General features: G+C 66.0%; 10 protein-coding genes. 5 read left to right on the top strand and 5 right to left on the bottom strand.

Features of this window, described 5'->3' with window-relative positions; translation table 11 throughout:
- Positions 1 to 47 precede the first annotated feature (47 nt).
- The 5 genes from LB518_RS21675 to LB518_RS21655 all read left to right on the top strand — a co-directional run bounded on the left by LB518_RS21675 (position 48) and on the right by LB518_RS21655 (position 8,255).
- Positions 48 to 1,196 (top strand): efflux RND transporter periplasmic adaptor subunit, encoded by a 1,149-nt coding sequence (locus LB518_RS21675; protein WP_224579906.1) that lies wholly within the window; start codon positions 48 to 50, stop codon positions 1,194 to 1,196.
- Between the two features lie 4 nt (positions 1,197 to 1,200).
- Complete coding sequence (locus tag LB518_RS21670; RefSeq protein WP_224579905.1) at positions 1,201 to 4,320, top strand: efflux RND transporter permease subunit; 3,120 nt, start codon at positions 1,201 to 1,203, stop codon at positions 4,318 to 4,320.
- Between the two features lie 121 nt (positions 4,321 to 4,441).
- On the top strand, positions 4,442 to 5,464 hold the full coding sequence (locus LB518_RS21665) for a peptidoglycan-binding domain-containing protein (protein WP_224579904.1): 1,023 nt from the start codon (positions 4,442 to 4,444) through the stop codon (positions 5,462 to 5,464).
- Positions 5,465 to 5,519: 55 nt separating this feature from the next.
- Positions 5,520 to 6,542 carry a hypothetical protein gene (locus LB518_RS21660; protein ID WP_224579903.1) on the top strand — a complete coding sequence of 341 codons (1,023 nt, stop codon included), beginning with the start codon at positions 5,520 to 5,522 and terminating at the stop codon, positions 6,540 to 6,542.
- A gap of 9 nt (positions 6,543 to 6,551) precedes the next feature.
- Complete coding sequence (locus LB518_RS21655; protein WP_224579902.1) at positions 6,552 to 8,255, top strand: patatin-like phospholipase family protein; 1,704 nt, start codon at positions 6,552 to 6,554, stop codon at positions 8,253 to 8,255.
- Between the two features lie 20 nt (positions 8,256 to 8,275).
- On the opposite strand, the gene LB518_RS21650 is transcribed toward LB518_RS21655, so the two are convergent.
- The 5 genes from LB518_RS21650 to LB518_RS21630 all read right to left on the bottom strand — a co-directional run bounded on the left by LB518_RS21650 (position 8,276) and on the right by LB518_RS21630 (position 13,866).
- Positions 8,276 to 9,457: a GGDEF domain-containing protein gene (locus LB518_RS21650; RefSeq protein WP_224579901.1), complete on the bottom strand. Its 1,182-nt coding sequence runs from the start codon at positions 9,455 to 9,457 to the stop codon at positions 8,276 to 8,278.
- A 116-nt stretch (positions 9,458 to 9,573) separates the two neighbouring features.
- Entirely contained in the window at positions 9,574 to 10,311 is a 738-nt protein-coding gene (locus tag LB518_RS21645; protein ID WP_224579900.1) for a creatininase family protein, read from the bottom strand.
- Positions 10,308 to 11,264 (bottom strand): ABC transporter permease, encoded by a 957-nt coding sequence (locus tag LB518_RS21640; RefSeq protein WP_224579899.1) that lies wholly within the window; start codon positions 11,262 to 11,264, stop codon positions 10,308 to 10,310. Before LB518_RS21640 ends, LB518_RS21645 begins: the two co-directional genes overlap by 4 nt.
- Entirely contained in the window at positions 11,261 to 12,310 is a 1,050-nt protein-coding gene (locus tag LB518_RS21635; protein ID WP_224579898.1) for an ABC transporter permease, read from the bottom strand. Before LB518_RS21635 ends, LB518_RS21640 begins: the two co-directional genes overlap by 4 nt.
- Before the next feature lie 23 nt (positions 12,311 to 12,333).
- Positions 12,334 to 13,866: an ABC transporter ATP-binding protein gene (locus LB518_RS21630; RefSeq protein WP_224579897.1), complete on the bottom strand. Its 1,533-nt coding sequence runs from the start codon at positions 13,864 to 13,866 to the stop codon at positions 12,334 to 12,336.
- Positions 13,867 to 13,935 lie beyond the last annotated feature (69 nt).

Genomic DNA, 13,935 nt, shown 5'->3' with positions numbered 1-13,935 from the left:
GAATGCGGCGCAGCGTTTCGAGAAGTTGCTTTCGGGGGATAGCGAGCGTGAACGATCGGGCTTCTGTCAGGGGCGGCAAGCGCGCTCTGAGCCATCTGGTATCCGCGGCGCTGCTGGCGCTGGTGCTCCTGCCCGCCTCTTCTCCGGCAAGAGCGCAGGACGCGACGCCAATGCGCGTCGGCACCGTGGTGGTCGAGGCGCAGCCGATCAACCCTGCCAAGGAGTTTGTCGGGCGGATCGAGGCTAAGGAGCGCGTCGCGATCCGGGCCCGCGTCACCGGCTATCTCAGCGACGTGCTGTTCAAGGAAGGACAGCAGGTCAAGGAGGGCGACCTTCTCTACAAGATTGAGAGCGAGCCGTTCGAGGCCGCGGTTGCGCAGGCGCAGGGCGCGCTCGACAAGGCGCGCGGCCAGTCTGCCTTCGCGGATGCTCAGCTTGTCCGCGCCCAGGAATTGTTGAAGACCCAGAGCGGCACGCAGGCAACGCGCGATCAGCGCCAGGCCGAGCAGCTGACCGCCAAGGGCGATGTCCAGATCGCCGAGGCGAACCTGAAGACCGCCGAGATCAATCTCGGCTACACCGAGATCAAGTCACCGATCAACGGGCTCATCGGCCGGACCAGCGTCACCAAGGGCAATGTCGTCGGTCCCGACAGCGGCGTTCTCACGACGATCGTCAGCCAGGATCCGATGTTCGTGTCCATGCCGATCAGCCAGCGCGAGTTTCTGACGCTGAAGAGCTCCGATCGCATGACGAGCGCCGGCGCGCTGTCCGTGCTGATCCGCTTCTCCGACGGGACGGCCTATGACCTGCCCGGCAAGATCGATTTCGTCGATGTCTCGGTCGATCGCGCCACGGACAGCGTGCTCGTCCGCGCCGAGGTCGCCAATCCGAACGGGCTGCTGATCGACGGCCAGCTCGTCAAAGTCGCGCTGCAGCTCGAACAGCCGGTCGAGAAGATCCTGGTGCCGCAATCGGCGCTGATCGCCGACCAGAAGGGCGTCTATGTCTTCGTGGTCGAGGATGGCAAGGCCGCCACGCGGCGGCTCACTCTCGGCGGGGAGAGCGGCACGAGCGCCATCGTCGATGACGGGCTGAAGGCGGGCGACCAGGTGATCGTACAGGGCATCGAGGCGCTGCGGCCGGGTGTTCCGGTCACGGCAACGCCTGCATCCACGCTCCCGGGCGCGGGCTGAACCCATGATCTCCGCGCTCTTCGTCGACCGCCCGCGATTCGCCATCGTCATCGCGCTGGTGACGGTCATCGCCGGCCTCGTCTCGCTGCTCGCGATCCCGATCGCGCAGTATCCCGATATCGTGCCGCCCCAGGTCTCGGTGACGACGTTCTATCCCGGCGCCTCGGCGGCCGTGGTCGAGGCGACGATTGCGCAGCCGCTCGAGAGCCAGATCGTCGGCGTCGACAAGTCGATCTACATGAAGAGCGTCAGCGGCAATGACGGCAGCTATTCGCTGCTGGTGTCGTTCGAGCTCGGCACCAATCCCGATATCAACGCCGTCAACGTCAACAACCGCGTGCAGGTGGCGCTGTCGAAGCTGCCGCAGGATGTCCAGAAGCAGGGCGTCACGGTCAAGAAGCAATCGTCAGCCCTGCTCGGTGTCATCGCGCTTTCCTCGCCGAAGGAGACGCATGACGAGCTGTTCATCTCCAACTACGCCACCATCAATCTCGTCGACGACATCCGCTCGACGCCGGGCGTCGGCGATGCCCGCCTGTTCGGGCCGCAGGACTATGCGATCCGCGCCTGGATGCAGACCGACCGGCTGACAGGCCTCGGGCTGACGACCGCCGATGTCATCAAGGCGATCCAGAGCCAGAACGTGCAGGCGGCGGTCGGGCGCATCGGCGCGCAGCCGATCTCCGACGATCAGCAGCTGCAGCTCAACATCCAGACCAAGGGCCGACTGACCTCGATCGACGAGTTCAACAAGATCATCGTCCGTACCAATGCCGACGGCTCGGTGCTTCGCCTGGCCGATGTGGCGCGGCTCGAGCTCGGCGCGGCCAATCTCGACCGCTCGACGCGGCTGAACGGCGCGCCGGCGACGCTGATCGGCATCTACCAGGCGCCAGGCGCCAACGCGCTCTCGACGCTGGCCGCGGTCAAGGCCAAGCTCGACGAAGCCAAGAAGAATTTCCCCGAGGATCTCGACTGGAAGGTCACCTACGACCCGACGACCTTCGTCTCGGCGACGATCGAGGTCGTCGAGCACACGCTCATCGAAGCCTTCGTCCTTGTCGTGCTCGTCGTCTTCCTCTTCCTCGGCAATTTCCGCGCGACGCTGATACCGACCATCGCGGTGCCGGTCAGCCTGATCGGCACCTTCATCGTGCTGAACGCCATCGGCTATTCGGCCAATACCGTCTCGCTGCTGGCGCTGATCCTTGCCATCGGCATCGTCGTCGACGACGCCATCGTGGTGGTCGAGGCGGTCGAAGCGAAGATGGAGCACCATCCGGAAATGTCGCCCAAGGAGGCGACGAAGGCGGCGATGGCGGAGATTACCGCGCCGATTATCGGCATTACGCTGGTGCTCTTGTCCGTGTTCGTGCCGGTCGCGTTCCTCGGCGGCATCACCGGCGAATTGTTCCGCCAGTTCGCGGTCACCGTCGCCGTGGCGATGCTGCTCTCCGCCATCAATGCGCTGACGCTGTCGCCGGCGCTCTGCGCCATCCTGTTGAAGCCGCATCACGGGCCGCGGCGCGGGCCGATCGGCTATGTCATGCGCGGCATCGACCGCGTACGCGACGCCTATGGCGCCGTCGTCGCGCGGCTCGTGCGCATTTCTATCATCGGCCTCGTCATGGTGATCGGCTCGGGCATCGGCATCTATGCGCTCAACAAGGTGACGCCGACCGGCTTCCTGCCGGAAGAGGACCAGGGCGCGTTCTTCGTCGTGGTGCAGACGCCGGACGGCGCTTCGATCGGCCGCACCGGCGCGGTCGTCTCGCAGGTCGAGGCGATCCTCAAGGACGAGCCGGCGATTGCCGATTATTCCTCGATCATCGGCCTCAACTTCGTCGACAACTATTCGCAGCCGAACGCAGCCTTCGTCATCGTCTCGTTGAAGCCGTTCGATGAGCGGACGGCGTCGGACGATTCCGCGACAGCCGTGATGGGCCGGCTGCGGGGCAAGCTTGCCACCGTCACCGGCGGGCGGGCGCTGCCGCTGGCGCCGCCGCCGATCATCGGCCTCGGCAATGGGGGCGGGTTCAGCTATGTGCTGCGCGCCCTCGGCAACAACGATCCGGCAGCGCTGGCACAAGCTCTGCGCGGCCTTCTCGTCGCCGCCAACCAGGATCCGCAGCTCTCGAACGTCTTCAGTACATTCTCGGCCAGCAATCCGTCGGTCTTCCTCGATATAGACCGCGACAAGGCCCAGATCCTCGGCGTCGAGATCAGCGACATCTTCGCCGCGCTGCAGACCTCGCTCGGCGGCGCCTATGTCAACGACGTCAATTTGTTCGGGCGCACCTGGCAGGTGCAGGCGCAGGCCGAGGCGAGCGACCGCAAGTCGATAGACGATATCAGCCGCATCAATGTCCGCAGCAAGACCGGCCAGATGATCGCGCTGCGCAGCTTGGTCGAAACGCGCATCGTGCTCGGGCCACAGGCGCTGATCCGCTATAACAACAAGCTGGCCGTCACAGTGCAGGGCAGCCCGGCGCCGGGAGTCTCGTCCGGTCAGGCGCTCGCCGCGATGGAAGGCGTCGCCGCGAGGTCGCTGCCATCGGGTTATGGCGGCGAATGGACCGATATCTCGTTCCAGGAAAAGCGTGCCGAAGGCCAGATGGGGATGATCCTCGGCTTCGCGGTGTTGTTCGCGTTCCTGTTCCTGGTGGCGATCTATGAGAGCTGGACCATTCCGGTGCCCGTTCTGCTTTCGGTCTCCGTCGGCATTCTCGGCGCCTTCCTCGCGCTGGTGGTCGGCCATCTGACGCTCGATCTCTACGGCCAGATCGGCATGATCGTTCTCATCGGCCTCGCCGCGAAAAACGGTATCCTGATCGTCGAATTCGCCAAGGAACGGCGCGAGCAGGGGGTGCCGCTGCTCGAGGCGGCGACGGAGGGCGCGCGGCTGCGTTTCCGTCCGGTGATGATGACGTCCTTCGCGTTCATCCTCGGCCTGGCGCCACTCGTCTTCGGCAGCGGTGCCGCGATGCTGGCGCGCCGCAACGTCTCGACGCCCGTCTTCGGCGGCATGCTGGCCGCCTCGCTGATCGGCATCTTCGCCATTCCGGCGCTCTATGTGACGTTCCAGGCGCTGCGCGAACGCGTGAAAGGCCAGAAGGAGGCCTGACCGGGACCGGAGTTTATACCCGGTAAAGGCGAATCCGTTGTTTGCCTACACTTTATGCTTGCGTTTTCATCGATGATGATACTCTCATGAGTTGAGGGTGTAATCCGGGGGGATGCACGCCATGTCGCCAGTTGGGGGAGGCATCGCTTCGGGCGGTCGCGACCGCAGTGATGCGATGGTATGGCTGCAGCGCGATCTCCGTGCGCTCGGCTATCTGGCCGGCGGCCTCGACGGCAGCTTCGGCGCAGCGACCGCCCGCGCCATCCGGGCGCTGAAGATTGATCTTGTCCTCAATGACGGCAGCTCGCGCGGCGGCGATGGTCCTGCGCCGGTCAAGGTGCGCGATTACGCGCGTGGCCGCGCGGTGGCGCCCGGGGATACGGTCGACGCGCTGCTGATCGCCATCATCGCCGAGATGATCGGAGATCCAGCCTTCCCGAAGATCCCTTCCTCCGAGGACCCCGCCGGCGGGAATGCGCAGGCCACGGCGATGCTGGCGCAGCTGAGCGGGGTCGGCGCTCCCATGCCGTTCCTGTTCGCGATGATGTTGCAGGAAAGCGGCCGGCGACACTTCAACGTGCCGAAGTCCGGCGGCCTCGATACCTTTCTCGTCATGGGGCTCGACCGCAACGACGGAGAACAGCCCGATCGCATCACATCGCGCGGCTATGGGATCGGCCAGTATACGCTGTTCCATCATCCGGCCCGGCCGGAGGAGATCGCGGCGCTCATCCGCGACCCGGTGCATAATATCAGCCGGGCGATCGCCGAATTCACTGAGAAATTCGGCCGCTTCGTCGTTGGACCCGATGATCGCGCCGATGACCGGACCGCCGAGAACCCGCTGCTGCGGCTGCGGCTCTGTCGCTATGCGAAGGACGATGCGCGCTACATGACGGATTGCCGCGCCTGCGCACGGGCGGCGCGCCCGGTCACCATCCGCGCCGGCGTGCCGCTCTATCCCGGATCCAACCAGACCTATCGCGCGACGCCCTATTACCCGAGCGCCGATTACGGCAGCGTGCCCGACCGATCGGATTTCGGCTGCGACTGGCCCTATGCCGCCCGGCGCTACAATGGCAGCGGCATCAACTCTTTCCATTATCAGGTCCGCATCCTCAGGAACCTTTTTCTCGGAGCATGACGGCGGGCAGCCCCGAAGCCGGCTGCCGAACGTACCGGACGAAGGAGGGGCCGCGATGAGCCTCACAACCCTGCTCGGCGTCGCGATTTCGCTGGGCTTCGCCTATCTGCTGCTGAGTACGATCGCCTCGACGGTCAATGAACTCGTTGTCGGCATCACCAAGACGCGGGCAAAGGATCTGCGCGGCGCGATCGAAGCGCTGGTCGGCGACGGTGGCCAGTCGTTCGCGACCTCGCTGGCCGATAGAGTCTATGATCATGCCCTTGTCGCCGGCACGGCGAAGAGCGGCCTTCCCGCCTATGTTCCTTCGCGCAACTTCACGGTGGCGCTGCTCGATACGGTCCTTGGCGCCCAGCAGCAGCCGACGCTCACCGGCGTTCAGACGGCCATCGCCACCATGCCGCCCGGACCGGTCCGCCAAGCGCTGACGAGCCTGCTCGACAATGCCGGTGGCGATCTTGCGGTCTTCAAGACCTCGATCGACCGCTGGTACGACGATGCGATGGACCGTCTCGGCGGCGCCTATAAGCGCCGTGCGCAATGGACGCTATTCGCCATCGGGCTGCTGCTGGCCGCGTTCCTCAATGTCGACACCGTGCGCATGGTCAGGGTGTTGATGCGCGATCCCGTGCAACTCGAGGCATCAGTGAAGGCTGCGACAGCCTATATGGAATCCGTCGCGGCTGCCGCGGACAAGGCCCGCCAGCAGGCTGCCGACACGCCGGCGACCGGTACGACGCAGACGGAGACCGCCGCGACGCCCGACACCGTCGCGCAGCTCAAGGACATCCATCAGCGGCTGCTCGACGAGATCGGTACGCTGACCGCGAGTCCGCTACCCATCGGCTGGGAGACCTGCGTCGAGACCGCGAAACCCAAGGTCGACTGCACCAAGGCGGTAACGCTCGAGAACGTCCGGCACTTCAGGACGCCGATCCTGCCGATGATAGCCGGCTGGCTGCTGACAGCCATCGCGGTATCGTTCGGGGGTCCGTTCTGGTTCGACCTCATCAACCAGTTCATCAACCTGCGCAGCTCGGGGCCGAAGCCGGACGACCCCCGCAGGCAGACATCCTAGGAGCGCGCGATGGGCTACACGCTGAGCGCCGAGGATTTCAATGCCACCTTTCCGCCTGATCGCGACAAGCGGAAGGACACGTTCGAGATCGCTTTCGCGCTCGCCGGGACCGTCTCGGCCGGTGCCTATACAGCGGGCGTGCTCGACTATCTCGGCGAGGCGCTCGACGCCTGGGAAGCGGCCAAGGAACGCGGCGATGAGGATGCGCCGGGACACAGGGTCACGATCCGGGCTCTGGCCGGCGCTTCGGGGGGCGCGCTGAACGGCGCCATCTTCCTGCGTGCCGCCGGCCGGACATTTCCGCGCGGCGAGACCGAGGACAATCCGTTCTACGCGTCCTGGTGCGGCAGGGACTGCGTGACCATCAGCAAGCTGTTGGCGCCTGGAACCTCGCCAGGCGCCCATTCGGAAGCGCTGTTCAATACGTCGGCGATTGACCAGTGCATCGCACAGCTGCTGGCGTTCGGGAACCATCCGCATCCAAACCATCCGGTGCCGCAAGTCCGGGGCTATCTCGCCGATCCGCTGCGGCTGGTGGTAACGATGAGCAATCTGACGGGGACGCCCTACCGGGTCGATCTCAGGGGCAACGGCAATACCGGCTTCGAGATCTGGCGCCACGACGATACGGCGCGCTTCGCCCTGTCAGTGCCGGGCGCCGACACTGTTGCGGGCACACCGCCGCGGGTCGACGAAATCGCGCTGTCGAGCGTCAGCCCGGACGGATGGGACTGGCTGCAGGAGGCGGCACTCGCCACCTGCGCCTTTCCGATCGCCTTCAACGCACGTCCCGTCCGCCGCACGGACAAGCAGATCGCCGCACGCGCCACGGTAATGGCAGCTGCCGGCGAGACGAAGGCGTCGGTGGCGTCGATGGTACCCGTCTGGGAGAAGCTCGATCCGTGGCTGCAGCAGAATGCGACGACTCTGATGGTCGATGGCGGCGCGACCAACAATGAGCCGATCGGCGCCGCCCATGTCGAACTTGCCGGTCTCACCGGCAGCAACCCGCGCAACGTCGAGGAGGCGTGCCGGGCGGTGATCCTCGTTGATCCGTTCGCAACCCCTAGCGCGATGCCGAAGTCGCCGACGACCGCGGCCGATCTCGCCCGCGCCGTCGTCCGCCTGCTGCTCGACCAGGCCCGCTACCGCGCCGGCGACATCGCACTCGCCGTCGACGACGACGTCTACAGCCGCTTCCTGATCGGTGCCGGCATGACCGGCGCCGCCACGCCGACATTGGCCTCCGGCAGTCTCGGCGCGTTCGGCGGCTTCCTCGACCGCGAACTGCTCAAGCATGATTTCGCCCTCGGACGATACGACGCCTATCTCTTCCTGACCCGCAGCTTCCGCTTCGATCCGCTCAACGTGATCTTCGCCAACGCGGCGACCCCATGGACGCCCGGCCAGATCAATATCTATACGACCGGCGCCTATATCTTTCCGGGCCAGAAGCCGGCCGAGATCGGATTCCTGCCGATGATCCCGCTGATGGAATCGCTGCGAGAGAATCCGCCGAGGCCGCCGCCATCGGTTCCGAAGGCCACGCTTCCGAAGGGATTCGACGACCAGATCGCGGTCTGGCTCGATGGTTTGTTCGAACGAGTCCTGGCGGCCACCTCCCTCAACTTCGTCATGAAGACGGGGGCCAAAGGGCTGTGGAAGGCTTGGGGCCGCAGCAAGGCTCGCGGCGAGATCCTCAAGCGGATCTAGCAGCCGACCGCCGCGCCGCCTCAGGACACCTTTGATCGCGGGGTCGGGGCGAGCGGCAGGGCTGCAAACCGGTAGCCATCGCGGCCGGCCGCCTTGGCTTCATAGAGCGCGAGATCGGCGCGGCGCATGGCGTCTTCGATCGCCTCGGTGCGATCGGTCAGGGCGATGCCGAAGCTGGCCGTTACGCGATGGTCCTCTGGCAACATCGGATAGATGGTCATCGCCGACAGCTCGCGGATGGCGTCGATATAGACGCGCGCCGCCGCGATGCTGCAATCCGTCATCAGGATGCAGAATTCCTCGCCACCGATCCGGCCGCAGACCCCGTCCTTGCCGGCAAATTCCGCGAGATTGGTGCCGAACGTACGGATGACGTCATCGCCGGCGGCATGGCCGAAGCGATCATTGATCGATTTGAAGTGATCGAGATCGCACATGATGAGGGTCGACTGGATGCCGCTTTGAGACGTTCTCAGCGCGCGGTCCGCCTGCTCCAGGAAGGCGCCGCGATTGAGCGTGCCGGAAAGCGCGTCGCGCTGCAGGCGCCTCGCCGCCTCGGCCATCACGGCGCTGGTCACAAGGCCGGTGATCGCGACGCCCAGCAGCAATGAGAGGATGCCGCCCATCGTCTGAGAGTAATGCGCATAGACGCTGTTAAGATAATCGGTGCCGGGGCCGTCATCGGAGAGGGCGATCGAAACGGCCTTGGCCAGGAACTGGATGGCGGATGCCGCAAGAACGATTGCGAGCCCGAGATCGACAGCCCTGCGGCGCGAACAGGTCAGCGTGATGACGGCTGCGATGGCGAGCATGACGGCAAACGGCGTCTGATAGGCAAAAGCCCGCAGCGTCACGCTGCCGACCGGGCCGAGAATGGCGACTACGTTGAGCACCGCGGCCAGCAGCGCGAGGCCGAACAGCGGCCTAACGCTGCTGCCGGGACGATAGTGCCGTGTCAATCCAGCGGTGATCAGCGTCAACGCCCCCATGAACAGCACGAAGGACATCATCTGGAAGAGAGGGACGGACGGCAGTGTCGATGCGAGGGCCTGGACGCAGACCGTCGCCGACGCCGCAAGAAAGCCGGCCGCGCACCAGCGCCCGACCGACACCTCCGTCCGCCAGGTCAGCGCGAGAAAGGCGGCGGCAAAGGAAACACCAATCGCGAAATTGATCGCCAGGAGAAAGGCTGCACTACCCATCCGTTTCGCTTCGTCTCCACCTCGAGCGAATAGGCTCTGCTTCGCGCAGACCGTCCGCAAACGTGTCGAACTGCGCTGCCCCGCCACAGGTGGCGGAACTCCGAAGCTTTATCGCTTCAGCGCCTTGTCAGGAAGAGACGGATGAGGCGCGCGCTCTCTTCAGCGATCCCCGCGATCAGCGCTTCGCCCTTTTCGGCCGTTGCCGGACGCGGATCGCCAAATACGCCTGAGCGGTTGAATGTCGAAAGGTCAATCGGGGCGGTACCGAACAGCTCCGGAAATTCGGGATACTCGGGCGCGGCCTTGTCCATCCGCACGAGTTCCGGCGCCAGCGCGAGCATCATCGAGGTCTCGACTTCGTCGGCGTGGTAGAAAGTAGGCGCGGCTGGCCGGCTGTCGCAGATCGCGGACGCGATCCGCTCCATGCCCGGATAGTCGAGATGCATGACCGGAAAGCCGATCTCCGTCTTCAGCGCCCGGGCAGCGAGGGCAATCGGTTCGCGGTTGCCGAAATGACCGTTGATGATCACGAGCGCCTTGACGCCCATTCGGGCGAGGCCGCGTCCAAGATCGATCAGCACGGCGCGCAGCGTATCGGGCGAGAGTGACAGCGTGCCGGCGAAGCCTTCATTGTTCCAGGCATCACCATAGGCGATCGGCGGCAGCAGCATCCCGTCGATTGCGCCAGCGATGCGCCGTGCCACGCCCTGCGCCATCACCGTATCGGTCGAGAGCGGCAGATGGGCGCCATGCTGCTCCTGCGCGCCGACCGCGAGCACGGCCACGGCGCCTTTCTCGATGGCGGCCTTCACTTCGGGGGATGTGGCGGCGTGGAGATCGAGCATCGCGGTCATTCCTTGTTCGAGCGGCCGCGCCGGAACGGCACGCCGAGCGCGGCAGGCGCTCCGCCCCGGCCAACAAATCCGGCGAGGACGATGATGGTCAGGACGTAAGGCAGCATCAACAGGAACTGGAACGGGACCCCGGTCGGCAGGATCTGCGCTCGGAGCTGCAAGGCGTCGGCCGCCCCGAAGAGCAGCGAAGCGAGCAGCACGCCGACCGCATGCCGGCGGCCGAGAATGAGGATCGCCAGCGCGATATAGCCGCGTCCCGCCGTCATGCCATCGATGAACACACCGGTAGCCGATAGCGACAGGAAAGCGCCTCCGAGTGCGGCCAACGCGCCTGAAAGACCGATGGCGAAATAGCGGATGCCGTGGACATTGACGCCCAGCGTCTCGGCCGCCTCCGGATGCTCGCCGACGGCGCGGACGTCGAGGCCGAAGCGCGTCTTTGCCATCACGAACCACGTCACCAGCACGAGGCCAAGGGCGACATAGGCGAGCGCATCCTGGCGGAACAGCAGCGGCCCGATGAACGGGATATCGGCGAGGCTGCCGAGATCGAGCGGCACGAAGGCGTCGATCCGCGGCCGCTCCGTGCCGGCGCCGAAGATCAGGCGGTAGAAGAAGGAGGTGATGCCGATGGCGAGCAGGTTGAGCGCGATGCCGACGACAACCTGATTGGCGCCGAGCGTGATGGTGTAGACGCCGAGAATGAGCCCTGCCGCAATGCCTGCCAGGACGGCCGAGGCGACGCCGACCATGAGATGGCCAGTCGCGTAGGCAGCGACGAAACCGACAAAGGCGCCGACCAGCATCATGCCCTCGAGGCCGATATTGAGGACGCCCGAGCGCTCGGCTAACAGTCCGCCCAGCGCCGCCAGCATGATCGGGATCGCGAGCCGCATCGAGGCCGAGAGAAAGCCGACAAAGGTTGGGTCGGTCAGGAGGCCCAGCATGGTCATCCCCTCCGCCTGAAGCGGTCGGCGACCCAGTCGCGAAGAAGTGGGAGCGCGGCGCGCCCGATCAGGAACAAGACGACGAGCCCCTGGATCACGGTGGTCAGCGTCGAGGGAACGCCTGCGGCCGATTCCATGGTCGACGCGCCGATCTGCAGCGCCGCGAACAGGAAGGCGCTGGCGACGACGCCGAACGGATTGGTTGCCCCGAGCAGCGCGACGATGATCGCCGTATAGCCGAAACCGGGCGACAGATTCTCGATCATCCGCCGCTGCACGCCGGCGACTTCCGAGAAGCCGGCAAGCCCTGCCAGCGCTCCGCAGATGAGAAAACCGAAAAGGATGGTGCGACGGACGTCGATGCCGGCATTTTCGGCCGCGCGCGGATTGAGCCCGACAACGCGGAGCCGAAAGCCGTTCGTCCGCCGCCACAGGAAGAGATGCGCCAGGATGGCGGCGACGAGCACGATCAGGATTCCAGCATGGAGGCGCGTGCCTGCCAGCAGCACCGGCAGACGGCCATCACCAGTCAGGCGCGCCGTCTGCGCCAGCGCGCCGTTCGGATCCTTGAGGGGGCCGTGCAGCAGGAATGAGACGAGATGGATCGCCACATAGTTGAGCATGATCGTGGTGATCAGCTCATCGGCGCGGAAACGCAGCTTCAGCCAGGCAGCGAGGCCGGACCACAGGCCGCCTGCGAGCGCCGCCGAGAGGGCCATCGCCGGCAAAAGGACGTAAGCCGGCCATCCGGCACCGAGCACGCCGATGGCGCCGGCCGCCGTGCCGCCGAGGAAGAGCTGCCCCTCGGCGCCGACATTGAACACACCGGCCCTGAAGGCGAGCGCGATGCCGAGGCCGCAGAGCGCGAGCGGCACGGTGCGCACGAGCGTTTCGGCAATTCCGTTGCGGGAGCCGAGCGCTGCTTCGAACAGCGCGCCATAGGCGGTGAGCGGGCTGACGCCGACCGCGGCGATCAGCAGTGCGCCGACGAGGAACGCAGCCGCAACGGCAGCAAGGCTGCCGACAAGGCCGGGCGGGAGGCGAAGTCTCATCGCGCCGGGGTGATCCGTCACGGTCATGCAGCGCGCCCCGCCATCATCAAGCCGAGCCGTTCGACGGAGATCGCGGCTCGCGTCATCTCGCCGACGACCGCACCCTTGAACATGACGACGACGCGGTCCGACAGCGCAAGGATTTCGTCGAGCTCGGTTGAAACCAGGAGCACGCCGGCGCCGGCGGCTCGGCGCGCGAGCAACTGGCAGTGGACGAAGGCTGTTGCGCCGACATCGAGCCCGCGGGCCGGCTGGACCGCGACGACGAGGCTGGGATCGCGCGACAGCGCCCGGCCAAGCACGACCTTCTGCTGGTTGCCACCTGAAAGCGTGCCGACGCTCTGGCCCGGACCGCTGGCGCGGACGTCGAACGCCGCCATCACCTTTTCGGCGAGGCCGGCAACCGCGTCGCGGCGGATCCAGCCGCCGCGCGAGAAGGGCGCATCGCCGATGCGCTCCAGCACGACATTGTCGCGGATCGACATCGGCTCGACCAGCGCGGTGCGGTGGCGATCCTCGGGGATATGGGCAAGGCCGAGCGCAATGCGGCGGGCAATCGGCGCGGCCGTGACTTCGACGCCGGCGAGGACGACGCGTCCGCTTCCCACCTTGCGAAGGCCGACGATCGCTTCGGCGAGTTCCTGCTGGCCGTTGCCGTCGACGCCGGCGACGCCGACGATCTCGCCGGCCGCGACCGCAAGGCTGACGCGATCGACGCGGACGAGGCCGCGCGCGTCGAGGCAGGTGAGATCCGTCACGGAAAGGATTGGAGCGGTTGCCTCGGGCGCCGCAGTTGAGGTCGGCGCGTCCTCGATCTTCGGCAGCGCGATCTCGGCGCCGACCATCATGCGGGCGAGTCCGCGCGCATCGGTCTCGGCCGTTCGCGCCGTCGCGACGACCTTGCCCTGGCGGAGCACCGTGACCTTTCCGGTGAGAGCCATCACCTCGTTCAGCTTGTGGCTGATGAAAATGATCGCCGTGCCCTCGGCGGCGAGCGCGCGAAGGATGCGGAAGAGGCCCTCCGCCTCCTGCGGTGTCAGCACCGCCGTTGGTTCGTCGAGCACCAGAATGCGGGCGCCGCGATAAAGCGCCTTCAGGATCTCGACGCGCTGCTGCCCGGCGATCGAGAGATCGGCGATGCGGGCATTCGGGTCGATGTCGAGACCGTAGGTGGTGGCGAGATCGCGGATCTTCGCCGCGGCAGTCTTGAGATCCGGGATGAAACGTCCGGTGCTGCTGAGGCCGAGGCAGACATTTTCGGCGACGGTCAGCGTCGGCACCAACATGAAATGCTGATGCACCATGCCGATGCCAAGCCGCATCGCCTCATGCGCCGAACCGAGCGGCTCAATCTCGCCCGCGATGCGGATTTCACCGGCCGCCGGCACCAGCAGCCCGGCCAGTACGCGCATCAGTGTCGATTTGCCAGCCCCATTCTCGCCGAGAAGCGCATGGATCTCACCGGCATCCACGGCCAGATCGACGCCATCATTGGCAACGAAGCTGCCGAAGGTGACGGTGATGCCGCGCATGTCGAGGAAGGGGGGCGTGCTCATCATATTCTTCGTCACGGGAAGCCAATTCCCCAATTCTCAACCGTGCTGCGGGAACAGCAAACCCTCAAA

Source organism: Mesorhizobium sp. BR1-1-16, assembly GCF_020165495.1.
Classification (GTDB): Bacteria; Pseudomonadota; Alphaproteobacteria; order Rhizobiales; family Kaistiaceae; genus Kaistia.
The sequence above is the reverse complement of the archived record's forward strand: the minus strand, read 5'-3'. Positions and strand labels throughout refer to the sequence as shown.